Origin of the sequence: Vibrio gazogenes, assembly GCF_002196515.1 — a bacterium.
Lineage (GTDB): Bacteria > Pseudomonadota > Gammaproteobacteria > Enterobacterales > Vibrionaceae > Vibrio > Vibrio gazogenes_A.
Genome location: NZ_CP018835.1, coordinates 1,115,236 through 1,140,552, shown reverse-complemented (window position 1 = coordinate 1,140,552; position 25,317 = coordinate 1,115,236). Strand labels below are relative to the sequence as shown.

14 protein-coding genes and 1 other annotated feature are annotated in these 25,317 nt (G+C 47.1%); of the genes, 9 read left to right on the top strand and 5 right to left on the bottom strand.

Translation table 11 applies throughout. The annotated features are described in order from the left end of the window. Positions 1 to 17 precede the first annotated feature (17 nt). From gltB (BSQ33_RS05190) to gltB (BSQ33_RS05180), 3 genes are all read right to left on the bottom strand, one after another. Positions 18 to 4,481, bottom strand: a complete 4,464-nt coding sequence (gene gltB / locus BSQ33_RS05190; RefSeq protein ID WP_088133527.1) for a glutamate synthase large subunit — start codon at positions 4,479 to 4,481, stop codon at positions 18 to 20. Positions 4,482 to 4,826: 345 nt separating this feature from the next. Next, on the bottom strand, positions 4,827 to 6,296 hold the full coding sequence (locus tag BSQ33_RS05185; RefSeq protein ID WP_088133526.1) for a glutamate synthase subunit beta: 1,470 nt from the start codon (positions 6,294 to 6,296) through the stop codon (positions 4,827 to 4,829). Next, a complete protein-coding gene (gltB, locus tag BSQ33_RS05180; RefSeq protein WP_088133525.1) occupies positions 6,296 to 10,828 on the bottom strand; it encodes a glutamate synthase large subunit in 4,533 nt (1,510 codons plus the stop codon). Before gltB (BSQ33_RS05180) ends, BSQ33_RS05185 begins: the two co-directional genes overlap by 1 nt. A 594-nt stretch (positions 10,829 to 11,422) precedes the next feature. On the opposite strand from gltB (BSQ33_RS05180), the gene BSQ33_RS05175 reads away from it, so the two are divergent. The 3 genes from BSQ33_RS05175 to arcB all read left to right on the top strand — a co-directional run bounded on the left by BSQ33_RS05175 (position 11,423) and on the right by arcB (position 16,390). Beyond that, positions 11,423 to 12,367: a TIGR01212 family radical SAM protein gene (locus BSQ33_RS05175; RefSeq protein ID WP_232471952.1), complete on the top strand. Its 945-nt coding sequence runs from the start codon at positions 11,423 to 11,425 to the stop codon at positions 12,365 to 12,367. A gap of 153 nt (positions 12,368 to 12,520) precedes the next feature. Continuing rightward, complete coding sequence (locus BSQ33_RS05170) at positions 12,521 to 13,918, top strand: diguanylate cyclase (RefSeq protein WP_088133524.1); 1,398 nt, start codon at positions 12,521 to 12,523, stop codon at positions 13,916 to 13,918. Between the two features lie 90 nt (positions 13,919 to 14,008). Then, the gene (gene arcB / locus BSQ33_RS05165; protein ID WP_088133523.1) at positions 14,009 to 16,390 is read left to right on the top strand and encodes an aerobic respiration two-component sensor histidine kinase ArcB; all 2,382 of its coding nucleotides are present in this window, start codon (positions 14,009 to 14,011) and stop codon (positions 16,388 to 16,390) included. A 61-nt stretch (positions 16,391 to 16,451) separates the two neighbouring features. Here the strand turns inward: arcB and arcA are convergent, their stop codons facing one another. Then, complete coding sequence (gene arcA, locus BSQ33_RS05160; RefSeq protein ID WP_072956062.1) at positions 16,452 to 17,168, bottom strand: two-component system response regulator ArcA; 717 nt, start codon at positions 17,166 to 17,168, stop codon at positions 16,452 to 16,454. Positions 17,169 to 17,480: 312 nt separating this feature from the next. Between arcA and BSQ33_RS05155 the strand changes: the two genes are divergently transcribed. The 5 genes from BSQ33_RS05155 (at position 17,481) to thrC (ending at position 23,526) form a co-directional block, all read left to right on the top strand. After that, on the top strand, positions 17,481 to 17,885 hold the full coding sequence (locus tag BSQ33_RS05155) for a DUF3293 domain-containing protein (protein WP_088133522.1): 405 nt from the start codon (positions 17,481 to 17,483) through the stop codon (positions 17,883 to 17,885). A 108-nt stretch (positions 17,886 to 17,993) separates the two neighbouring features. Beyond that, positions 17,994 to 18,479 (top strand): putative 4-hydroxy-4-methyl-2-oxoglutarate aldolase, encoded by a 486-nt coding sequence (locus tag BSQ33_RS05150; protein WP_072956065.1) that lies wholly within the window; start codon positions 17,994 to 17,996, stop codon positions 18,477 to 18,479. Between the two features lie 184 nt (positions 18,480 to 18,663). After that, positions 18,664 to 18,780: a sequence feature (Thr leader region), on the top strand. A 27-nt stretch (positions 18,781 to 18,807) separates the two neighbouring features. Then, a complete protein-coding gene (gene thrA, locus BSQ33_RS05145) occupies positions 18,808 to 21,270 on the top strand; it encodes a bifunctional aspartate kinase/homoserine dehydrogenase I (protein WP_088133521.1) in 2,463 nt (820 codons plus the stop codon). Between the two features lie 4 nt (positions 21,271 to 21,274). Further along, positions 21,275 to 22,246 carry a homoserine kinase gene (gene thrB / locus BSQ33_RS05140; RefSeq protein WP_088133520.1) on the top strand — a complete coding sequence of 324 codons (972 nt, stop codon included), beginning with the start codon at positions 21,275 to 21,277 and terminating at the stop codon, positions 22,244 to 22,246. Beyond that, positions 22,243 to 23,526: a threonine synthase gene (thrC, locus tag BSQ33_RS05135; RefSeq protein WP_088133519.1), complete on the top strand. Its 1,284-nt coding sequence runs from the start codon at positions 22,243 to 22,245 to the stop codon at positions 23,524 to 23,526. The genes thrB and thrC overlap by 4 nt, the downstream gene beginning before the upstream one ends. A 101-nt stretch (positions 23,527 to 23,627) precedes the next feature. On the opposite strand, the gene grcA is transcribed toward thrC, so the two are convergent. Further along, positions 23,628 to 24,005, bottom strand: a complete 378-nt coding sequence (gene grcA, locus BSQ33_RS05130) for an autonomous glycyl radical cofactor GrcA (RefSeq protein ID WP_088133518.1) — start codon at positions 24,003 to 24,005, stop codon at positions 23,628 to 23,630. 303 nt (positions 24,006 to 24,308) lie between these two features. Here grcA and nfo point away from each other — a divergent pair, with 303 nt between their 5' ends. Continuing rightward, positions 24,309 to 25,187 (top strand): deoxyribonuclease IV, encoded by an 879-nt coding sequence (nfo, locus tag BSQ33_RS05125; RefSeq protein ID WP_088133517.1) that lies wholly within the window; start codon positions 24,309 to 24,311, stop codon positions 25,185 to 25,187. Positions 25,188 to 25,317: the final 130 nt, after the last annotated feature.

Sequence of the window (25,317 nt, the reverse complement as noted above, 5' to 3'; positions counted from 1 at the left end):
AATCTGGCTCCTTCCAATTATTGTGCTTGAACGCGAAGTTCTGCAGCACTGCGGCTTTGATGCCCCAGTAGTGTTTGCAGATCAGCCGCTTGTGGTTTAACGAGATAGAACTTCGGAATCCACGCATCGAAATTGGCTAAGATCGATTCAGCGTGAACGGAGCCGGTTTGCTCCAGATGTTCTGCAATTAAACCACGTAAATGTTCCTGATGAATGTAGAGTTCTTGTAGCGAAATCGTTTCAACAGATTCATTATTCACACGGCCTTGGAAGTCTTCGTTCTCATCGAGGACATAGGCAAATCCACCGGTCATCCCTGCACCGAAGTTCACGCCGGTTGCACCCAGTATGGCCACTACGCCGCCAGTCATATATTCACAGGCATTGTCGCCAGCGCCTTCAATCACAGCAATGGTCCCGGAGTTACGAACACCGAAACGTTCGCCAGCTTTACCGGCAGCGAACAGTTTACCGCCAGTCGCACCGTATAAGCAGGTGTTACCGATGATAGTGGCTTCATTACATTTGAAAGCAGTGCCCAAATGCGGCTTGATAGCAATTTTACCGCCAGCCATACCTTTACCGACATAGTCATTCGCATCACCTGTCAGGTAAAGCTCCACGCCGCCGGCATTCCAGACACCGAATGATTGTCCGGCAGTCCCTTGTAAGTAAATCCGGATTGGCGATGCCGCCACACCTTGGTTGCCATAACGTTTGGCGATTTCTCCGGATAACCGGGCACCGACAGAGCGATCGGTGTTGATGATGTCATAGTACAGGTTCAGCGATTGCTGGCTTTCAACTGCACTGAGCGCATCTTCAACGATTTTTTGGTTGAGCGCTGCTTTGTCAAATGGTGTGTTGGGTTCTGTGCAGAAGAGTGGGTGACCCGCAGGAGACACAGGTGCCTCTAAAATGCCGGACAGGTCCAGCTTGGTCTGTTTGGCCGTCAAGCCTTCAATCACTTCTAACAGGTCGGTACGCCCAATCAGGTCGGTTAATTTCTCAACACCTAATTCAGCCAGATAGCCACGAACTTCATTGGCTAGTCCGGTAAAGTAGTTGATTACCATCTCCGGTAATCCTTTGAAATAATCCCGACGCAGTGTTTCATCCTGAGTGGCTACACCCGTCGCACAGTTATTCAGGTGGCAAATTCTCAAGAATTTACATCCCATGGCAATCATGGGTGATGTACCAAATCCAAAGCTTTCTGCCCCCAGAATCGCCCCTTTAATCACATCTAATCCGGTTTTCAGGCCACCATCGACCTGAAGGCGGATTTTATGGCGCAGACCATTAGCCACGAGTGCTTGCTGTGTTTCTGCAAGCCCCAGCTCCCACGGACTACCGGCATATTTAACCGACGTGAGCGGGCTGGCTGCTGTTCCACCGTCATAACCAGAGATCGTAATCAAGTCTGCATAGGCTTTGGCAACACCGGTTGCGATAGTACCGACACCTGGTTCGGAAACCAGTTTGACCGAGACCAGAGCATTCGGATTGACTTGCTTCAGATCGAAGATCAATTGAGCTAAATCTTCAATTGAGTAAATGTCGTGATGCGGTGGTGGTGAAATCAAAGTCACGCCTTGGACTGAGTGGCGCAGACGGGCAATTTCAGCTGTCACTTTATGACCGGGCAACTGACCGCCTTCACCCGGTTTCGCGCCTTGAGCTACTTTGATCTGCAAGACATCGGCATTCGTCAGATAATGCGGGGTTACCCCAAAGCGTCCGGATGCGACTTGCTTGATGCGAGAGTTACGCTCGGTACCGAAACGGCGTGGATCTTCTCCCCCTTCTCCGGAGTTTGAATGACCGCCCAAACGGTTCATGGCCGTTGCCAGCGCTTCATGCGCTTCCGGACTGAGTGCGCCAATTGACATTGCGGCAGAATCGAAGCGCTTAAACAGGTCTGTCGCGGGTTCGATTTTTTCCAGTGCAAGTGGTGTGTCTGATTTTTTCAGTTTCATCAAGTCACGTAACATCGCCACAGGGCGTTGGTTGACTTGTGCGGCAAATTGTTCGTAATCCTGCGTGTCACCGGAGCGAACCGCGGTTTGTAACTGATTCACAACACCGGGGTTATATGCGTGGTATTCACCACCGTGAACAAATTTCAGCAGTCCACCATGTTCAATCGATTTGCGTTTTGCCCAGGCTTTCCGTGACAGGTTAAACAGATCTTGTTGGAAGTCCTCAAAGTTTGCGCCCTGAATCCGACTCGCGACACCGTGGAAGCAGAGATCAACCAGTTCTCTGTGTAGCCCGACCGCTTCGAAAAGCTGGGAACAACGGTAAGAAGCAACCGTTGAGATACCCATTTTCGACATGATTTTATACAGGCCTTTATCGATGCCATAACGATAGTTTTGCATCACTTCCCGATAACTTTTGTCGAGCACCCCTTCATCCAGCATTTTGCTGAGCGCTTCGTAAGCGAGGTAGGGGTAAACTGCTGTTGCACCAAAGCCCAGTAGCACCGCAAATTGGTGTGGATCACGGGCGGTTGCAGTTTCGACGATAATATTGGCATCACAACGTAGTTGTGTATTGACCAGACGGGTCTGAACAGCACCGACAACCATAGCGGCAGGGATCGGCAGTTTATGTTTGGTGAGGGCTCGATCCGATACAATGATCAGGACTGTTCCGTCACGTACTGCTTGTTCGGCAGTGTCACACAGGTCAAGGATCGCTTGTTTGAGATCTTTTTCCTGTGGGTCGTAGTTGATATCTAGAATCGTGTTTTTATAGTGCTTGTCATCCAAACCTAACAACTGCTGCATGTCGGAATAGAGCAGTACCGGTGAGTCAAATGTGACCCGGTGAGCATGACCATCCGTTTCGCAGAAAACATTCATTTCCTGACCGATACTGGTTGCCAGCGACATCACATGTTTTTCACGTAATGGATCGATCGGTGGGTTGGTCACCTGCGCAAATTTTTGCCGGAAATAATCACTGATCAGACGCTCTTTAGAGGAGAGCACAGCCATTGGGGTATCGTCACCCATTGAGCCCACGGCTTCCTGCCCCATATCGCCTAATACCCGCAGTACCTGATCCATCTCTTCATTGGTCATGGCAAACTGTTTCTGATAAACCTTCAGTTGCGCATTATCAAAATCACGTTGACCAATTTGATCGTCACCCAATTCTGCAAATGGTTTAAGGCGGTAGACGTTGTGTGCCATCCACTCTTGATAAGGGTGGCGGCTTTTCAATTCGTTATCGATTTCTGACGATTGCCACAGTTTGCCTGTTTTGGTGTCAATCACCAGTAATTCGCCGGGGCCAACCCGACCTTTGGTCGCGACTTCGTCCGGTGCGTAATCCCAGATACCGACTTCAGATGCCAGCGTAATGAGTTTATCTTTGGTGATCACATAACGGGCTGGTCGCAGTCCATTGCGATCAAGGTTACAGGCTGCATGACGTCCGTCAGACAGAACTATTCCGGCCGGGCCATCCCATGGTTCCATGTGCTTGGAGTTAAAATCGTAGAATGCACGTAACTCCGGATCCATATCTGGATGATTTTGCCATGCTGGCGGCACGAGCATCCGCATGGCCCGGAACAGATCCATGCCACCGGCAAGGAACAGATCTAACATATTATCCAGACTTGATGAGTCAGAGCCGGTTTCGTTGACGAACGGCGCTGCTGACTGTAGGTCTGGCAATAAAGGTGACGCGAATTTATACGCTCTTGCTCTCGCCCACTGACGGTTCCCTTCAATGGTGTTGATTTCACCATTGTGGGCTAAGTAGCGGAAAGGCTGAGCCAGCGGCCAGCGAGGCTGCGTGTTGGTTGAGAAGCGCTGGTGGAACAGACAGATAGCAGATTCCATCCGCAAATCAGCGAGATCCAGATAGAAACGAGGCAAATCTGCGGGCATACACAGCCCTTTATAGACGATAACCTGAGTCGATAGTGAACAGATGTAGAAATCAGTGTCATCGGTTATTTTTTTTTCGATACGGCGTCGGGCGATATACAGGCGTCGTTCAATATCCTGCTGCCGCCAGCCGGCTGGCGCAGAAATGAAGACTTGCTGAATATCCGGTAATGATTGGACTGCGATAGGCCCGAGTACGTCTGGGTTGGTTGGCACTTGACGCCACCCGCTCACCGAGAGTGTTTCTTGCGCGAGTTCTTGGTTGATAATGTCACGGGCTGATTGTGCCTTGACCGGATCCCGGCTCAGGAAAATCATCCCCACAGCATATTGTTTGCTCAGCTTCCAGTTTTGTTCTTGTGCAATGTGTCTGAGATAAGAATCTGGCTTTTGCAGGAGTAAGCCACAGCCATCCCCCGTTTTACCATCGGCAGCGATACCGCCACGGTGTGTCATACGGTCCAGTGCTGAAATTGCCGTACGAACCAGTTTGTGACTCGCCTGACCTTCCATGTGCGCGATCAGGCCAAACCCACAGTTATCTCTCTCAAGACTTGGATCATATAGAGCCATTGCAAGTCTCCCTTTGCGTGCTGTCTTCGACAGTGAATGACTAACTATTCTATGTTGTTGTTATGTTTTTGAATCTTTATGCATTAAATCGGGTTAAAAATACATTCAATTAGGCGCCCGAAACAATGCGAGCCTAAACGCTATCCTTTATAGAACCAAAGATCAAGTGATTCATAGAAAATAGCGGCAATAAATGAAGTCGGTGAATAAGTAACGATTATGAGTGATTGATATATCGAATATTTAAGTGGAAAAAGTGTCTGATAGGGGGGAGATTGAGGTGTCGCTGGTTGAGGCGACCCCTCCGTCAGATTAGAGGAGACAGAGAGGTCGATATAAGATGATTTAGGCCGAACGCATCAGAGAATCCGCTCTGGCTTCGAGATTACTCTCACCCATCAGATAGGCATCAATGGCACGGGCACATTCGCGTCCTTCATTGATACACCGAACAACCAGCGATTGTCCGGTACGCATATCCCCGGCAGCGAACACACCAGTCTGGTTGGTTTGGTAATTCGTTGTCGCCACATTACCACGCTCGTCGAGTTTAATATCCAACTGAGCCAACACGCCATGTGGTTCAGGGTGAAGAAAGCCCATTGCCAGAAATGCCATATCACACGGCATGACCCGTTCACTACCAGCCACTTCTTCATAAGTCGGACGTTCACCGGCCTTGGCGGGTTGCCAGACGATGTCGGCAACTTTCAGGCCCGTCACTTGACCTTGTTCATTACCGATAAATGCTTTGGTCAGGATATTCCAGTGACGCTCACATCCTTCTTCATGAGAGGTTGAAGTCCTCAGGATCATCGGATATTGCGGCCACGGCATATTCGCCGGACGCTTCTCCGGTGGCATCGGCATGATCTCAACCTGAGTTATGCTTGCTGCCCCGTGACGGTTTGAGGTCCCGACACAGTCGGAACCTGTATCGCCCCCACCGATCACGACCACATGTTTCCCTTTGGCGTGGATTGCTTCGCTTTTGAGATCCATGTTGTTGGCGCGGCGATTATTTTGAGCAAGAAACTGCATCGCAAAATAAACACCGTTCAAGTCTCGGCCTGGAATCGGCAGATCGCGAGGGACGGTGGAGCCACCGGTCAGCAGAACGACGTCATATTCCTGACGCAGTTGCTGAGCATTGATGTTGACCCCAATATGAGCATCGACGACGAATTTAATACCAGCCTGACGCATCAACTCGATTTTGCGATCAATAACGTCCATACCCAGCTTAAAGTCAGGGATGCCAAAGCGCAGTAACCCACCGACTTTCTCATCCCGCTCATATACAGTGACTGTGTGACCGGCACTATTGAGCTGTTCGGCAGCTGATAGCCCTGACGGGCCGGAGCCGATAATGGCAATCGTTTTTCCAGTGCGGTTGCGTGGGATTTTCGGTTGAGCATATCCTTCACGATAAGCCGTTTCGACAATCGTTTTCTCGATATTACAAATGGTAATCGGGTCCTGATTGATCCCCAGCACACATGCACTTTCACAGGGGGCCGGACACACGCGACCGGTAAATTCCGGGAAATTGTTGGTTGAACTGAGAATTTGCCATGCTTCTTGCCAGCTGTTGCGGTAAACCGCATCATTAAATTCAGGAATGATATTGCCGATCGGGCAGCCACTGTGACAGAAGGGCACACCACAATCCATACAGCGGGAAGCCTGCGTATTAATTTTGTCACCGAACTCATCATTGAGCACAAACTCTCGGTTGTGTTCGATTCTGACTTCCGGTGCCACTTTTGCGGGCAGTTCCCGGCCATGTTCTAAAAATCCAGTTGGTTTTCCCATTACACGGCCTCCGCTTCTGTTGCTTGTACTTGTTGTGCCGCCTGCTGTTTTTGCAGGACTGCTTTGTAATCTCTTGGCATGACTTTCACCAGAGATTGCAGGTTCTGCTCAACGTTATCCATAAAGCGCTGAGCCACTTCACTCCCGGTGAAACGGATATGGTTGTTGATCATGGTCTTGAGCAGGTTGATATCCTCATTATCCAGTGGATCCAGATCAACCAGTTCAGGGTTGAGTTTGTTATGGAAATCACCATCAGTATCCCAGACATAGGCGACACCACCACTCATGCCGGCTGCGAAATTACGGCCGGTTGACCCCAAAATAACTGCCACACCACCTGTCATATATTCACAACCGTGATCACCAATGCCTTCAACCACGACACGGGCACCGGAGTTTCTGACACAGAAACGCTCACCGGCTTTGCCCCGAATGTAAGACTCACCGGACGTTGCGCCATAGAAACACACATTACCGACCACAATATTTTCTTCGGGAACAAGCGATGTATTGTGGTTTGGATAAAGAATCAGGGTGCCACCGGATAAACCTTTGCCCCAGTAGTCATTTGCATCCCCTTCGACTTCGAATTGCACGCCTTGACTCAGGAATGCACCGAAAGACTGACCGGCAGAGCCGGTAAACTTGACTTGCATGAGCTGAGGTAAGCCTTGATCGCGATATACTTTCGAAATTTCATTCGAGAGCATGGTGCCAGTGCTCCGGTCTGTGTTGCGGATTGGAAATTCAGCCTGAACGGCTTTTCCCTGCGTTAAGGCCGGTTGGGCGACCTGAATCAACTGACGATCTAAGATATTTTCCAGTGCATGATTCTGAGTGGTCTGGCAGAAAATGCCATCACCGCTTCTTGGTGACTCCATATGCAGGAGCGGACTCAGATCAAGATTGTGATACTTCCAATGTTCAATATCACTTCTGACCTTCAGTTTGTTGGCCTGACCGACCATTTCATCAATGGTTCTGAACCCTAGTTCTGCCATGATTTCGCGGAGTCCTTGCGCCATATAGCGGAAGAACGTCACCACATCTTCGACGCGGCCGTCAAATCGTTCACGCAGAGTTTTGTTCTGCGTGGCAATGCCAACCGGACAGGTATTCTTGTGACACTTACGCATCATGATACAGCCTTCGACCACCAGTGCTGCGGTGGCAACACCCCATTCTTCAGCACCGAGTAGGGTCGCAATCGCCAGATCCCGCGGCGTTTTCATCTGTCCGTCCGCCTGAACGACGATTCGGTTGCGTAGCCCGTTTTTCAGCAGAGTCTGGTGTGTTTCTGCCAGTCCCAGCTCCCATGGCAAGCCGGTATGACGAATCGATGAAATCGGGGATGCCCCTGTACCACCGTCATAGCCTGCGATTAATACGACATCGGCTTTGGCTTTGGCTACCCCAGAAGCAATGGTGCCGACACCGGCTTCAGAAACCAGTTTAACGTTGACACGACCGGCACGGTTTGCGTTTTTCAGGTCAAATATGAGCTGAGCCAAATCCTCGATAGAATAAATATCGTGATGCGGTGGTGGGGAAATCAGACCGACTCCCGGAGTCGAGTGACGGGTTGCCCCGATCCAGTCATCGACTTTATCCCCGGGAAGTTGTCCGCCTTCTCCGGGTTTGGCGCCCTGAGCCATTTTGACCTGTAATTCATCCGCATTAGTCAGATAATAGGCGGTTACACCGAAACGGCCTGAAGCAACCTGTTTGATCGCGGAGCGTTCCCAGTCGCCGTTTTCTTTCTTCTCAAAGCGGATCGGATCTTCACCGCCTTCACCGGAGTTGGATTTCGCGCCGAGGCGGTTCATCGCAACGGCTAAGGTGGCGTGCGCTTCGTAGGAGATGGAACCGAATGACATGGCACCGGTGGCAAAGCGTTTGACGATACTTTCAATCGGTTCCACATCATCCAGTGCAATCTGTCCGGCCGGATTTTTCACCATTTCAAGCTGGCTGCGGAGTGTGACGGCCTTGTCACCCTGACGATCAACGGCTTCGGCATATGCTTTGAACTGCGCATAGTCTTGATGACGCGTTGATTGTTGTAACAAGTGAATGGTTTCCGGATTGAACAAATGTTGTTCACCGCGTTGTTTCCACTGATACACCCCGCCGACATCTAAGACTTGTAGCGGAATTTCGCGTAATGGATAGCCGAGGCGGTGACGGATCAGAACTTCTTTGGCGATGTCGTCCAGTGTCAGCCCCTGAATCCGAGTCACTGTACCGGTAAAATATTTATCGACGACGGCTTTGCTTATCCCCAGCGCTTCAAAAATTTGCGCACCGTGATAAGACTGAAGGGTTGAAATTCCCATTTTCGAGAAAATCTTCAGCAGACCACCGTTGACCCCTTTGCGATAGTTATCGAAGAGCGTATTGATATCCGCTTGTGGATCTAATTTATTCTTCTGTTGTAGATCAACGATGGTTTCCGTGACCAAGTATGGGTTGACGGCATTGGCACCATAACCGAGTAGCGTGGCAAAGTGGTGGGTTTCCCGCGCATCGCCTGTTTCGATGACGATACCACATTTGGCCCGTAATCCTTTGCGGATCAGATGATGATGGACAGCACCGACGGCCAGCATTCCCGGAATCGCAGCATGGTTTGAGTTCACTGCACGATCAGTCAGCAAAATAATCGAATAACCATCGATGACGGCATCTTCCGCGTACTGACAAATACGTTTCAGTGCGCGTTCCAGTTTACCCGGTTCACCACTGGCCTGAAAAACGATGTCCAGCGTTTTTGCTTGCAGGTGCTCGTTATCTATCGCTCTGAGTTTTTCGAGTTCAGCATTGGAAATGACCGGTGATTCGAGTTCGACTTTGCGACAGTGTGCCGGTGACTCGCTGAGTAAGTTTTGATCTTTTCCCAGATAGGTGTTCAGTGACATGACCATCCGTTCACGGATCGGATCGATCGGTGGGTTGGTGACCTGAGCAAACAACTGTTTGAAATAGTGAGATAAATGCTGAGACTGGTGAGACAGCACAGCCAGAGGCCAGTCAGCTCCCATCGAACCGAGTGGTTCGTAGCCGGTTTGAGCCAGTGGCAGAATAATTTGATTGACTTCTTCGCTGCTGATGCCAAACGCCTGCTGACGATGTAGCAATCGTTCTGGTTTCGGTTGGCTGTGTCCGGTTTCAGCTTCAGGAAGTGATTTGAGACTGAGTAGATTGTCTTGAACCCACTGCTCGTAAGGCTGTGCGTTCGCAATACTTTCTTTGATCTCTTCGTCGGAAATAATTCGTCCTTCTTCCAGATCTGCGACAAAGATTTTGCCGGGTTGGAGGCGCCCCCGGTATTGAATATTATCCGCTGCGATATCGACGACGCCTGACTCTGAGGCCATGATCAGGAAATCATCTTTCGTGACGGTATAACGGGAAGGACGCAAGCCATTACGATCCAACGTCGCACCGACCATCACGCCGTCACTGAAACAGACTGATGCCGGGCCATCCCACGGTTCCATAACATTGGCGTGATACTGATAAAATGCACGGCGCTTGGCATCCATTGTTTTATTTTCTTGCCATGCTTCCGGAATCATCATCATCAGCGCATGGGGCAGGCTGCGCCCTGAAAGAACGAGCAGTTCCAGCACCATATCGAAGTTTGATGAATCGGAGCTGTCCTCCTGACAAATCGGTAACAGCATGTCGATTTCAGCTTGGGTAAACCGCTCAGATTCAAGAATGGCTTCTCTGGCTTTCATCCAGTTGAGATTACCGCGAACCGTATTGATTTCACCATTATGGGCAATATAACGGAAAGGCTGGGCCAGACGCCATTTCGGGAAGGTATTGGTAGAAAAGCGAGAATGCACCAAGGCCAGCGCAGTGACCATCGTTGGATTTTGTAGATCGAGGAAATACTGCGGGACTTGCTCGGTGGTCAACTGACCTTTGTAGATCAGCGTCTTATACGACATGGAGTTGATGTAAAAGTCATCTCCGATATTGGAGATACTTTCCAGACAGACGCGAACCGTATAGTTGCGCAGTACATAGAGTTTGCGTTCCAATTCTTCCGGGGTGACGCCCGGGCCACCACTGATAAAGACGTGTTCGAATTGTGGTTCGCTACTGAGTGGATCCGCCCCTAACATATGGTTATCGGTCGGAAGAACGCGGTATCCGAGAATTTCTAAATCCAGACGCTTGGCATTTCTTTCTAAAATGTCACGACATTGTCCGCGTTTGTATTCATCCTTCGGAAATAACACCACACCCACACCGTATTGATCGAATGAGGGGAGACGAATCCCGAGTTTGACGGTTTCTTCAAGAAGAAACTCATGAGGCTTCTGTAGGAGAATCCCTGCACCGTCGCCACTACATGGATCACATCCCTGACCACCGCGGTGCTCCATTCGGGCCAGCATATCCAGTGCCTGAGTGACAACCTGATGGGATTTACGGTTTTTTAAATGGGCAACAAAGCCGATACCGCAGGCGTCATGCTCCAGTTCGGGCGTGTATAGCCCTGATGAATTTAACATTGATACATCCTTCCAGTTCAATAAAGACGCACTCGGACCGGAGAGTGTTTTCCCCCGGGTGATGGTGTGTCTGGTCCTTTTTTTATCTTTATTGTCTCAAAGCCGACAGGTGGCGCCGGCCTGAATCCGTTCCGTCTCCCACCGGAAATCGGGTGGGAAAAACAATCCTTGGTGATATGCAGGTCATTCTTTATATGCAGCTAGTGCTTTATTTTGGTGGGTTAGCTTATCACCGAAGTTTCATCCGTTACGTCATCTCCAAATATGACAGATACGAACGAAACTGAAACTATCCTACATTTTTGTGACATAAAATCCAATAGCCAAGCGATGGAATTTTTATGCAAGTTAATCGATTGCAAACGCAGTATTTGTTAACTTTTATTTAACATTGAGTGAGCGTTTATTTATTGATGTGGGTTAGGGCGCTTGTGGATTGATTATTCTAAAATGAGAGAAATTATCAGGATATTGTAATTTTATTTCGTGACAGGTTGTTGTTTCTTCTAAGAAATTGAACGGCTGGAAGTCGGCGTCGTAATACGCTTGCGACCTTTGTCATTGATGTACTTGAATATTTATTCCGAGGCGGATTTGAAACAGTTACACGAGCTGGTTAATACATTAGGACAAGATCTAAAACGTCGTTATGGGGAACGGGTCCATAAGTTAACGTTACATGGCGGATTTAGCTGTCCGAACCGGGATGGCACGATAGGACGGGGTGGATGTACGTTTTGCAATGTGGCGTCATTTGCGGATGAACAGACCCAGCATCAAAGTATTCGTGAGCAATTGGTGGCCAGAGCAGGCGAAGTCTCGCGTGCCAGAAAGTATCTGGCTTATTTCCAAGCATATACCAGTACCTATGCTGAGGTTGAACGACTCAAACAGATGTATCAAGAAGCGCTTTGCGTCGCAGATGTGGTGGGTTTGTGTGTTGGCACGCGTCCGGACTGTGTGGCTCCCGGAGTGTTGGAACTGCTCGCAGATTATCAACAGCAAGGCTATGAAATATGGCTGGAACTGGGATTGCAAACTGCACACCAGCGAACATTGAAGCGGATTAACCGGGGCCATGATTTTACTTGTTATGATCACGTCACAAGACAAGCCCGGGCATTGGGGCTGAAAGTATGCACTCATTTGATTGTTGGACTTCCCGGTGAATCTTCGCGTGATAATCTTGAGACGCTTGAACAGGTTCTGAATACAGGCACGGATGGGATTAAGCTGCATGGGTTACATATTGTTGAAGGCAGTGTGATGGCAAAGTCTTGGCGTGCTGGCCGACTTCAGGCGCCAGAATTGTCTCACTATGTTGAAACCGCCAGTGACATCATCCGCCGAACACCGGCCGATGTGATTTATCATCGGGTCTCCGCATCAGCCCGCAGGCCGACACTGCTTGCACCGTTGTGGTGTGAAAATCGCTGGCTGGCGATGACGGAAATTGAACGTGCTCTCAATCAAAAAGGGGGACAGGGTTGTTTAACCGGCGAAGAATTTGTGTTTACTCCGGTACAGAGCATCAAGTGATAGCATACCCGTGAATCGCAGACCGATTGGCTGTTTTTGCGGTGGTTTGTATTTTTTCAGTGACACAGTTAGATATCTTACTCAAACGTATAGAGTATTTATGAAATAACTTGTTATTCTTATAAGAAGAATTGTTAACAGAAGGTAATAGCGATGTCGCAGTTGACATGGGAGCATTATACTCAGCTGGAAATTGCGCTTGGTATGGGGAGTATCATTGCTATACTCGCCGGAATTGCCTTATGGATGGTATACCGCCGAAAAATTCGCCATTTGCACGATATGTTTGTTGATGTGCCATGTGCGTTGTTAATGGTCTCGCGGAAAAATCATCAAATTTTGTTTGCCAACGCGCTGGCACAACATGCACTTCAACTTCAGACGCATGGGCGTCTTGTTCAGTTCTCTCCTTGGGTGAGTGCCTCTCAGCGCGAGCATTTTTCTGCACTCATCGATAAAAGTTATCAAGAGCATTCCCGCCAGTTCATCGACTGGCCGGTGGGTGAAGCGCATTCAGTACAGATTGAATTTCAGGTCAAAGATACCGTGTTCCAAGGACAAACCGCCTGGATGGTACAAATGCTGATTCATCATGAGCGTGCTGAAGCGACTGAGGAACAGCACACGATTCGAACTGCTGATCTGATGCAACAACTCTGGGATGAGTCTCCGGATGCGATCGCGGTTATACAGGATGATGGTTGTTGCCGTTCCTGTAATTTATCGTTTGCACATTTGTTAGGTCAGGATGAGATGGCACAAGTGACAGGCCAGCGGCTGACTTGGCCGACACAAGAGGCACCCTTTTTTCAGCAGATGTTTGCGTTGACCGAGCAAGATATCGCTGCCAAACAACCCATTCGTTACATCGATCAGTTAGCAAGAGAACCTCGACAATGGTTTGATGTCGTGAAATCTGTTTATCGTTCACCGGTGACCAATCAAGTGCTTGCGCTGTTGATTATCCGTGATATTACTGCGTGGTATTCTGGTGAACCCTCAGAACAACTGCTCAATGCCCACCACATCCACTCTTTTGATCAACTGACGGGTATTGTCAGCCGCAGGCGTTTTGATGAAACGTTGGAAACACTATGGCATATTCATATTCGAGAGAAGCAGCCATTGGCGGTTATCTTGTGTGATGTCGATTGTTTTGAGAGTTACAATCAGCATTATGGTGATGAGCAAGGGGATGAAACGCTATGCACGGTTGCATTGGCGCTGCAACGGGTAATCAGTCGTGCTTCAGATTGTATCGCCCGTTATGATGGTGATCGGTTTGCCTTTATTCTACCCAATACCCATATTGACGGAGCCTGTTGGGTTGCTGAAAAAATTCATTCTGAATTTAAACAGATTCAGTTGCCTCATCCGGTGTCGGATGTCTCGAATCACGTCACTGTGAGTATGGGAATTGTTTCTCTGGTGCCCAAAACCGATGAGTTGTCCGAACAATTTGTTGCCTACGCCGAGCAGGCACTACATCAGGCAAAAATGCAGGGACGTAACCGCACATGTATTTATTATGAATCTTTGGGCAGGCGATAATGGATTGTCTGCTCGCCGTTTGGACGGCCTTGGTCCGAACTTGTTCTTCCTTCCGAATTTAGCGCGATATCGTTGTCTGGAGCGTTTTTAATGAAACCGATGAAAAATCTGGCTCAGTATTATGTAGACCTATTGGTTAAGCTGGGGATTCTCCGTTTTTCAATTCTTTTAGCCTTGGCACTGGTGGCACTGGCAGTGGTTGTTCAGGTCGGGATTACTCTGGCACTGCATGGTTATGTCGATAATATCGATATTATCCGTTCGGTGTTTTTTGGACTGATCATTACGCCTTGGGCGGTTTATTTTCTTTCTGTCGTCGTGGATCAACTCGAAGAGTCGAGGCAGCGCTTATCCAAGCTGGTCGCAAAATTGAAAGATATGCGCTCTCGCGATCAAGAGCTGAATTACCAGTTACAGCAGAATATTGTCAAACTGAATCAGGAAATTGAAGAGCGGATCAAAGCCGAAGAAGCGCGCGAAGAAGCCATGGCTGATCTGGAAAATGAGGTTTATCAGCGGGAAAAGACCCAGCTTGAGCTTGCTGAGAGAACCGCATTATTACGATCATTTATCGATGCTTCGCCTGATTTAATTTATTACCGCAATGCTGAGGGTGTTTTCTCCGGTTGTAACCGAGCCATGGAAGAGTTAACAGGGAAAAAAGAAAGAGAGCTGGTTGGACTGACACCGTGGGATGTTTACAGTGAAGAAATTGCTCAGCCGATTGTGGAAACGGATCAACAATTGTTCTCCCAAAACTGTGCTGTCACCTATGAACAGTGGTTGGAATACCCTGATGGGCGTAAGAACTACTTTGAAATCAGGAAGGTACCCTTTTACAGTAAAGAAGGCCGCCATTTGGGGTTGGTTGGCTTTGGCCGGGACATCACTGAACGTAAGCGTCATGAAGAGTCGTTGGAAAAGGCCAGTCGTGATAAAACCACCTTTATTGCCACGATTAGTCATGAGTTAAGAACACCACTGAATGGGATAGTGGGGTTGAGTCGGATGCTATTGGATACGACCATGACTCAGGAGCAACGGAAGTATCTACAAACCATTCATATCAGTGCGATTACATTGGGCAATATTTTTAACGATATTATCGATATGGATAAGTTTGATCAGCGCAAATTAGAGCTTTTCCCGCAACCGCTGAATCTTGGTGAATTTGTCACCGAAATTGAGAGTCTGGCTGCGTTAATGGCAGAACAGAAAGGGCTGCGCTTTGATCTGGAAAGACTGACCGAACTGTCATATGTGGTAATGGTCGACGGTACTCGGCTACGACAGGTGCTTTGGAACCTGATCAGTAATGCGATGAAATTTACTCGTGAAGGCGGCATCGTGATGACCGTCAGTTCTGAGATCGAGGAAGATAATGCGCATATCATCATGGATATTGAAGATACGGGAATTGGGATTGCCGAAGCAGAATTGGATAAGATTTTTGCCATGTATTATCAGGTGAAGTCGGGCAAAGATAACCTTCATGCCGTCGGAACCGGGATTGGTCTGGCGGTATCTCGCCAGTTGATAAACCTCATGGATGGCGATATCACCGTCAGTAGTGAAGAAGGGTTCGGTAGTACCTTTACTATCTCACTCAATGTCCCTTTAGCTGATGATGCGCTGTTGACGCCAGCTTCTCCTGCGATGCAGAAAACTCTGAATATCTTTATGGTGGAAGATATTGAATTGAATGTGACGGTCGCCAAATCGCTGCTGGAAAGTTTAGGACATTCAATTACGGTTGCCATGAGTGGTGAAGAAGCGAAAAAACTGTTTGTGCCGGATCGTTATGACTTGGTTTTACTGGATATTCAGTTACCGGATATGACCGGCTTTGATGTCGCTCAATTCTATCGGCAACAATACGGGCAAGATTATCAATTGCCGCCACTGGTGGCTTTAACAGCCAATGTATTAAAAGATAAGCGGGAATATCTGGAGAAAGGTATGGATGATGCCATCAGTAAGCCGCTTTCAGTGGTTGCTGTTCAGAATGTGATTCATCGGTATTTCGGTGCTGAGCATGAACCTGAAAGAGAGGATGCACATCGGATTGATCATGTGGTGGAGACGCTTCATCCATACGATGAAACCGACAAGAAAAAGGAACAGTATAGCCGTATTCTGGATTTGGATATGTTGGGCGCTTATGTTGATATTGTTGGCAAACAACCGGTTCTGGACAGTATTGAGATGTTCGAAACGATGATGCCGGACTATCTCGATATTCTGGATTCAAATATGGTCGCTAAAGATCAAAATGGCATTGTTTCCGAAGCTCATAAAATCAAAGGTGCAGCGGGTTCCATCGGCTTGGCCCGAATTCAGGCCGTGGCACAAAAAGCGCAATCCCCACAAGCACCAGCCTGGTGGGAAAATATTACCGACTGGGTTGAAGAAATAAAGACTGAATACGCGCAAGATATTCAATGTCTTCGCCAGTGGCTCAATGAAAAATAACCAATAAAAAAGCCTCCTGAAACGGAGGCTTTTTTTAATCAGTGCACAATCTGAAGTATTATTACTCTTCGATATCACCACAGAAGCGATAGCCTTCACCGTGAATGGTCGCGATGATTTCAGGAGTGCCCGGAATTGATTCAAAATGTTTCCGAATTCTGCGAATCGTGACATCAACGGTCCGGTCATGGGGTTTGAGCTCACGCCCTGTCATTTTTTTCAGCAAGTCGGCACGTGTCTGAATTTTGCCGGGATTCTCACAGAAATGCAGCAGCGCTCTGAACTCAGAACGAGGCAGCTTATAGCTTTCACCATCCGGATTGATCAGCGAACGACTATTGATATCCAATTCCCACCCGTTGAAAACATAATGTTCGACGGAACGCTTTTCTTCAGAGGTGGTATTTGAACTCATGGAACGGCTCAAGAGGTTGCGGGCACGGATCGTGAGTTCTCTCGGGTTAAATGGTTTAGTGATGTAGTCGTCGGCACCGATCTCTAGACCAAGAATTTTATCGACTTCATTATCACGACCGGTTAGGAACATTAGCGCAACGTCGGCTTGTTCTCTTAGCTCTCGAGCGAGGAGTAGTCCATTTTTGCCGGGTAAATTGATGTCCATAATCACCAGATTAACGGATTTGTCTGAGAGAATATGGTTCATCTCTTCGCCATTACTAGCTTCGTATACAGCGTATCCCTCTGCTTCGAAAATACTCTTAAGAGTGTTACGAGTTACTTGCTCGTCTTCTACGATAAGAATCTGCGGGGTTTGCATCGGCGGTACCTAATTTATGAAAAATTTGTACTAAATATAGAACTTATTATTGGTAATATATAACACACCAGTAATGATATGTTGATAAAAAATCAAAGTATTCACATAGAATACAACATGCTCATTGTCCCGCCATCCGTGGATGTGTTCTGCAAGGCGCTCCGTAACCTTGTCTGTTTTTCTGTTTGTTGCGGTGGATTTTATATTGTTAACAGCATGGTAACAACGATAGATTGTTAATACCCAACAGTTTGTTGATTTATGTCAATAGACGTTAATGCCTGAAACATCGGTGTATATAGGGTTGATGGAATGGAAAAATATCAGATTGATGATCGACTGTGGCAAGCTTATGCATCGACTCATTTTCTTTTTTCTCAGCCGTTGCCCGGGCCTGAGTTCTCTATCATCACAGCATGGAACCCGCGAAGTTGTCGATTGTCTTATCAGGACAATAAAGCGAATAATGAGCGATTATGTCAGCAGTTCAACACCTCCCGATGGACCCCTGTTTTAGCCGGTGACGCTGCTTTTGAATGGGTAGAAGAAAGTTTTGCAGTTGCAATTTGTCTTGAATTAGCTTTGAATTTAGGCCGAAAGTTTGAACAGAATGCTATATTTTATGTCCAAAATAAGACGGTTTTCTTGCATTCCTGTATTGATTCCAGATGTGATGAATTAGGAGTATTGTCCGAAAGAATTTATGTGTCCGGATAACGAATATTGACCTTGTCAGTGCGGTTAGGATTGACCGCGACCAAAGATAAAGAGGTCACTCGTAATCCGTCTGTAGCCAAATTTAGAATGAGAAATCATGGAGGAACGATGAGAGATATAACACCAGATCTTTGCGATAAGTATGAGTCACAGGTGACTTTGCTTGACCTGCCTTTACAGAACTTTGGGCAGAGAGATGCCTTTTGGGGCGAAATTGTCACCGTTCGTTGTTATCACGATAACTCGAAAGTGAGAGATGTGCTGAAGCAAAACGGTAAGGGGAAAGTCTTGGTCGTTGATGGACATGGCTCATGTAAGAAAGCGCTTATGGGAGACATGATGGCATACGACGCCGTAAAAAACGGTTGGGAAGGTATCATTATCTATGGCGCAGTCAGAGATGTCGTGGCGTTATCAGAGCTGGACTTAGGTGTAAAAGCTTTAGGAGCCTGCCCGTTTAGAACCGAGAAAAAGGATGCAGGTTATATCAATGTGACACTCTCTATCATGAATCAGATGATTCAACCCGGAGACTACATTTATGCCGATTGGAATGGCATTCTGGTTTCAGAGCAACCATTAGAAGTTAATTAATTCACTGATGGTTTCATTTGGAGACATTCAGGGAAAGTTATAAAGAATCTTATTTTGAGCGTATTTTCTCTTGAATGGGCAAAAAAATATAATTTTTAATTGACTCTCCCCCTCATAATAAGGTACACGTAGGAAAACGTTATCTTATTGAGTCGAAGTTACATGACATTCAGCCACCCTGTAGTAATGATTAGCACCACCACCATTATTATTACCGACACCATTTATGTTGGGGCAGGCTGCTGAGCGAAAAAACTTCAAAAAAAGGCCTGTATCCCCACAAGATACAGGCCTTTTTTTATACTATTTAATCACACTGGAGGAAGGGATGCGTGTATTAAAGTTTGGTGGGTCATCTTTGGCGGATGCCGACCGTTTTCTTAGAGCTGCACAAATTATTGCCAATAATGCCCAACAAGAAGATATCTCTGTAGTGCTTTCAGCACCGGGAAAAACGACCAACAAGTTAGTGGCAGTGATTGAATCTGCACAGACAATTGGGGAAGCGGGATTACAGATCAATGAATTAGAAGCCTCTTTTCACAGTTTGTATCAAGACATCCAGTCTGAATTACCCAACCTCAAAGGGGAAGCATTTGACGAGACGGTCCGTCAGTCAATGTCCCAGTTGAGAAGTTATGTCCATGGGATCGGGTTACTCAGTGCATGTCCGGAACATGTGAATGCGCGGATTATCAGTAAAGGTGAGCGCATTTCCATCCAATTGATGAAGGCAGTTCTCGAAGCAAAAGGCTATGATGTCAGCCTGATTGATCCAGTGAAATACTTGCGAGCCAACGGCAGTTATTTAGAGGCGATGGTGGATGTCGATGCATCTACAGAAAACTTTAAACGCTCACCTTTGCCTCAAAATCATGTGCACATCATGCCCGGTTTTACTGCGGGGAACCCGAAAGGCGAGTTGGTTTGTTTAGGGCGCAATGGTTCGGACTATTCTGCGGCTGTTTTGGCTGCTTGTTTACGAGCGGAATGTTGTGAAATCTGGACCGATGTTGACGGTGTTTATAACTGTGATCCGCGCTTAGTGAATGATGCCCGATTACTCAAGTCTCTGAGTTATCAAGAAGCCATGGAACTTTCTTATTTCGGCGCCTCTGTGTTACATCCCAAAACCATTGCTCCGATTTCTCGCTTCCAGATTCCCTGCCTGATTAAAAATAGCTTTAACCCACAGGGTGCCGGTACACTCATCGGTCAGGATACTGGTGAAGACAAACTACCAATCAAAGGCATTACCACGCTCAATGATTTAACCATGGTCAATGTCTCTGGTCCCGGAATGAAAGGGATGGTTGGTATGGCCAGCCGAGTCTTTGGGGCGATGTCTTCTGCCGGTGTTTCCATTGTCTTGATTACTCAGTCTTCATCCGAATACTCAATCAGTTTTTGTATCGAATCTCAGGATAAAGAGAAGGCCAAAAGAGCGCTGTCTGAATCGTTTGAGTTAGAACTGAAAGATGGTTTGCTGGAACCCGTTGATTTCATGGATGATCTGGCGATTGTGACGTTGGTTGGTGATGGAATGAGAACCGCGCGGGGGATTGCATCGCAATTTTTCTCATCTCTGGCTGAAGTTCATGTCAATATTGTGGCGATTGCTCAAGGATCATCGGAACGTGCGATTTCAGCAGTGATTCCGGAAGATAAGATTTCTGAAGCGATCAAAGCGTGTCATGAGAACTTGTTCAACTCGAAACATTATCTGGATGTCTTTGTTGTTGGTGTCGGCGGTGTCGGTGGTGAGCTGATTGATCAAATCAATCGCCAACAAGAGAAGCTGGCATCGAAAGATATAGTGATCCGGGTGTGTGGTCTCGCCAATAGTAAAGGTTGCTTGTTGGATGCTGAGGGGCTGCCTCTTGATAACTGGCGTCAGCGTTTGCAAGAAGGTGCTTCAGAGTCATTCAGTCTGGCAAGGCTAACCGCTTTAGTGCAACGCAATCATATTATTAACCCCGTTTTGGTTGACTGTACTTCAAGTGAAGTAATTGCCAACCAATATGTTGATTTCCTCAGTGCCGGTTTCCATGTTGTCACACCGAACAAACGGGCGAACACCGCGAGCATGGCGTATTATCAGCAATTGCGTCAAGTATCGAGAAACTCACGTCGAAAACTGATGTATGAGACAACGGTCGGTGCAGGTCTGCCAGTGATTGAAAACCTTCAGAATCTGATTGCTGCCGGAGATGAGCTGGAGCGTTTCAAGGGGATTTTGTCTGGCTCTCTTTCATTTATTTTTGGTAAATTGGATGAAGGGTTGACGTTAAGTCAAGCGACTCAAGTTGCGAAAGATAAAGGATTTACTGAGCCAGATCCTCGGGATGACCTGTCAGGAATGGATGTTGCCCGTAAATTATTGATTCTGGCCCGCGAAGCCGGAATGAAGCTCGAACTGAGTGATATCGAGATTGATCAGGCATTACCACCGGGCTTTGATGCTTCAGGAAGTGTCGATGAGTTTATGGCACGTTTACCTCAAGCTGATGATTATTTTGCATCACTTTATGCAAAAGCGGCCGGTGAAGGGAAAGTTCTACGCTATGTCGGAGAAATTGCAGATGGGCGTTGCCGTGTACGTATTGCACAGGTGAGCGAAGATAATCCAATGTTTAAAATCAAAGATGGCGAGAATGCATTGGCATTTTATAGCCGTTACTATCAACCGATTCCTTTGGTGCTGAGAGGATATGGCGCAGGTACAGAAGTCACGGCTGCTGGTGTCTTTGCGGATGTGATGCGGACACTCGGTTGGAAACTAGGGGTTTAATTTTATGAGCACACAACAAGAAAGTGTGGTGATCTATGCACCGGCTTCTATCGGTAATGTCAGTGTCGGATTTGATGTTCTGGGTGCTGCAGTTTCTCCGATAGACGGTACATTGCTCGGCGATCGAGTGGAAGTGAAAAGCGGTGAATCTGCGTTTTCTCTCAACGCTGTCGGGCGTTTTGTGGATAAATTGCCAGCCAATCCGCAAGACAATATTGTTTATGATTGCTGGGTTGTTTTTGGACGAGAACTGAAAAAGAAAGCAGTTGATTTAAAGCCGCTTGAAATGACACTTGAGAAGAATATGCCCATCGGATCAGGACTCGGCTCGAGCGCTTGTTCGATTGTGGCGGCATTGGATGCCCTGAATCAGTTTCATGGTAACCCTTTAAATGAGATGGAACTCCTTGCGCTGATGGGCGAGATGGAAGGGCAGATCTCCGGTGGCGTTCATTATGATAATGTTGCCCCGTGCTATCTTGGCGGCGTGCAACTGATGATTGAAGAACTGGGAATTATTAGCCAAGAAGTCCCTTGTTTTGATGATTGGTTCTGGGTGATGGCTTATCCGGGAATCAAAGTCTCAACTGCTGAAGCGCGTGCCATTTTACCGGCCCAATATCGGCGTCAGGACATCATCGCACATGGTCGCTATTTGTCTGGATTTATCCATGCTTGTCACTCGAATCAGCCGGAGTTAGCGGCGAAAATGATTAAAGATGTGATTGCCGAACCATATCGTGAGAAACTGCTGCCCGGTTTTGCTGCGGCTCGCCAGTATGCAACTTCAGCTGGTGCGCTAGCCACGGGGATCTCCGGAAGTGGTCCAACGTTGTTTAGTGTTTGCCGGGAGCGTGATGTTGCAGAACGTGTCGCTCAGTGGCTCGAACAGAATTATGTACAGAATGAAAATGGATTCGTCCATATTTGTCGCCTGAATAAGCAAGGCTCGAAACAGACAGGAAGTAAGCTATGAAGCTTTATAATATTAAAGAGAATGATGAGCAGGTTTCTTTTGGTCAGGCTGTCCGTCAGGGGCTTGGCCGTAATCAAGGACTATTTTTCCCATCAGAACTCCCTCGTTTTGATGATATTGATGGATTGTTAGCTGAGGATTTTGTCTCCCGCAGTGCAAAAATCTTGTCGGCGTTGATCGGTGATGAACTGTCTCCTGAAGCAGTGAAGACTTTGGTTGAGAATGCGTTTCAGTTTCCAGCACCGATCCAGAAGGTGAAAGATCAGGTTTATGCATTAGAGCTATTCCACGGCCCGACTTTGGCTTTTAAAGATTTTGGTGGGCGTTTCATGGCCCAGTCTCTGGCCACCGTATCAGATGGCGGAAAAATCACCATTCTGACAGCAACATCCGGTGATACCGGTGCCGCTGTAGCTCATGCTTTCTATGGCATGGAGAATATTCAGGTTGTGATCTTATATCCGCAAGGAAAGATCAGTCCGTTGCAAGAAAAGTTATTCTGCACTCTGGGTAAAAATATCCATACGGTTGCCATTCACAGTGATTTCGATGCATGTCAGTCTTTAGTGAAAAAAGCCTTTGATGATCAGGCATTGCGTGATGAAGTCGGGCTGAATTCTGCCAACTCAATTAACATCAGCCGCTTGATGGCTCAGATTTGTTACTACTTTGAAGCAGCGGCTCAAATGAGCAAAGCAGAGCGCGAAAACCTGGTTGTTTCAGTACCAAGTGGTAATTTTGGTAATTTGACGGCTGGTATGTTAGCCAAAGCATTGGGATTGCCAATTCAGCGTTTTATCGCGTCAACCAATGTAAATGATACTGTACCGCGTTATCTGGAAACCGGTCAGTGGGAACCGAAAGCGACGATTGCGACGACATCCAATGCGATGGATGTGAGCCAGCCAAATAACTGGCCACGCATTGAAGAATTGTGCCGTATTCAGGGATGGGGTTTAGAAACGCTCGGTAAAGGTGTGGTTACGGATGAGCAAAGTGCTGCATCGGTACGTGAGCTTTATGAGTTGGGCTATTTATGTGAGCCGCATGGTGCGATTGCCTATCGAACCTTAGATCAACAACTACAGCCGGGAGAGACTGGATTATTCCTCTGTACTGCTCATCCTGCGAAATTTAAAGAAGTCGTTGATGAGATCCTGGAAACAGACATCCCACTACCGGGACCATTGGCAAAACATGCTCAAATGGTACTGCTTTCAGAAGAACTTGATGATGATTTTGAGGCACTGAAAGCGATCTTACGTCGAGTTCAGTCATAAACATCATGAAAAGAAAACGGCACCTTTTGGTGCCGTTTTTTGATGAGCTATCGAGACATCCAAGTGAGTTATGATGATTGACTCACTTGGTTTATCATCAATTACAGTGATTCAGTAAAAGTACGTGCGATAACGTCACGTTGTTGTTCTGCAGTCAATGAGTTGAAACGCACTGCATAACCAGAGACACGAATCGTTAACTGTGGGTATTTTTCTGGATGTGCAACAGCGTCTTCTAGTGTCTCTCTTTTCAAGACATTGACGTTCAGGTGTTGACCACCTTCAATACGTGGTGCTTTCTCAATCGCGAGTTCACGAGACTCATACTCACCCAGATCGCTGGCAGGAATAACTTGATCATATTGATAACCGGCGGTTGCTGCCATGCAACGTGCTTCGTTTTTTTCTTGATCAAGTAACCAGATTGAATTGACCAGATTGTCATTCGCGGCTTTTGTAATTTGGATACCTTGAAGCATTGCTTTCTCCTCATCCACTGATGTGTGGCGCTGATTGGTGTTAACTTTCAAAATAAGTTGAGCTAAGTATTATATAGCAAATAACCCTTTTTATTGTATTGATATAGGTCAAAAAATAACAGCAAAATCGAAATGGCTTGATACTATTTTATTGATTTTTGTCAATAAGCCATTAAAAAATATAAATTTAAAATTTTTTTAATATTTAAAAATTATTTTAAAGTGCTCTAGTGTTGTAAATTTACAACAAATGATAACGTGAAATGAGCATATCAACTCAATTTATGGATGTGAGGGCATTCAATGCAAGATCAAAAATTTATCGGTGCCCATGTTTCAGCTGCTGGTGGTGTTGAAAATGCGCCACTTCGTGCATCGGAGATTGGTGCGAATAGCTTTGCACTTTTTACGAAGAATCAGCGGCAGTGGCAGGCTAAACCGTTGTTGCAAAGTTCCATTGATGCATTTCGGGCGAACTGTCGGACATATGGATTTGAACCCCAGCATATATTGCCGCATGATTCCTATTTAATTAATTTGGGGACGCCGGATCCGGAAAAGCTGGAAAAATCACGGGCTGCTTTCATTGATGAAATGACACGCTGCCGGTTACTCGGACTACATTTGCTGAATTTTCATCCGGGCAGTCATTTGAACCAGATTAGCGAAGATGCGTGTCTGGAAACCATTGCCGCATCGATTAATCTCGCTCATCAACAGGTCCCTGAGGTGATTGCCGTGATTGAGAATACGGCAGGACAGGGCAGCAATCTTGGCTGGCGGTTTGAACATCTGGCCCGAATTATCGAGTTGGTCGATGACAAGGAACGCGTCGGTGTATGTCTGGATACCTGCCACTTATTTGCCGCTGGGTATGATCTGAGAACGGCAAAAGCTTGTCAGCAGACATTTGCTGAATTTGATCAACATGTTGGAATGCACTACCTCAGAGCAATGCATCTTAATGATTCAAAAATCGATCTGGGGGGACGAGTTGATCGGCATCATTCATTAGGTGAAGGGATGATTGGCTGGGCGTGCTTTGAATATATAGCCAAAGATCCACGGTTTAATAATATCCCATTGATTTTAGAAACAATTAAACCAGAGTTATGGCCGCAAGAGATCCAGACATTACGTGATTATGCTGCAACCGTTCGTGCAGGAATTGTCACCGTATAACTTGGCATATTTTTTTCATGGAATATTGGGTGTTTTATTTTCAGACATTGTGTCTCTGGAGGCTGTTATGTCATGCATGATCCATTCAATATCCCGTCCGTCATCTCCTTTACCGGTGCCGAACCGTCAC

Excerpts from the sequence above, each read along its gene's own strand:
- BSQ33_RS05170 (WP_088133524.1), top strand. The coding sequence starts at position 12,521 with ATGTCGCAGTTGACATGGGAGCATTATACTCAGCTGGAAATTGCGCTT.
- thrA (WP_088133521.1), top strand. The coding sequence starts at position 18,808 with ATGCGTGTATTAAAGTTTGGTGGGTCATCTTTGGCGGATGCCGACCGT.
- gltB (WP_088133525.1), bottom strand. The coding sequence starts at position 10,828 with ATGTTAAATTCATCAGGGCTATACACGCCCGAACTGGAGCATGACGCC.
- BSQ33_RS05150 (WP_072956065.1), top strand. The coding sequence starts at position 17,994 with ATGAGAGATATAACACCAGATCTTTGCGATAAGTATGAGTCACAGGTG.
- nfo (WP_088133517.1), top strand. The coding sequence starts at position 24,309 with ATGCAAGATCAAAAATTTATCGGTGCCCATGTTTCAGCTGCTGGTGGT.
- thrB (WP_088133520.1), top strand. The coding sequence starts at position 21,275 with ATGAGCACACAACAAGAAAGTGTGGTGATCTATGCACCGGCTTCTATC.
- arcB (WP_088133523.1), top strand. The coding sequence starts at position 14,009 with ATGAAACCGATGAAAAATCTGGCTCAGTATTATGTAGACCTATTGGTT.
- gltB (WP_088133527.1), bottom strand. The coding sequence starts at position 4,481 with ATGGCTCTATATGATCCAAGTCTTGAGAGAGATAACTGTGGGTTTGGC.
- thrC (WP_088133519.1), top strand. The coding sequence starts at position 22,243 with ATGAAGCTTTATAATATTAAAGAGAATGATGAGCAGGTTTCTTTTGGT.
- BSQ33_RS05155 (WP_088133522.1), top strand. The coding sequence starts at position 17,481 with ATGGAAAAATATCAGATTGATGATCGACTGTGGCAAGCTTATGCATCG.
- grcA (WP_088133518.1), bottom strand. The coding sequence starts at position 24,005 with ATGCTTCAAGGTATCCAAATTACAAAAGCCGCGAATGACAATCTGGTC.
- BSQ33_RS05185 (WP_088133526.1), bottom strand. The coding sequence starts at position 6,296 with ATGGGAAAACCAACTGGATTTTTAGAACATGGCCGGGAACTGCCCGCA.
- arcA (WP_072956062.1), bottom strand. The coding sequence starts at position 17,168 with ATGCAAACCCCGCAGATTCTTATCGTAGAAGACGAGCAAGTAACTCGT.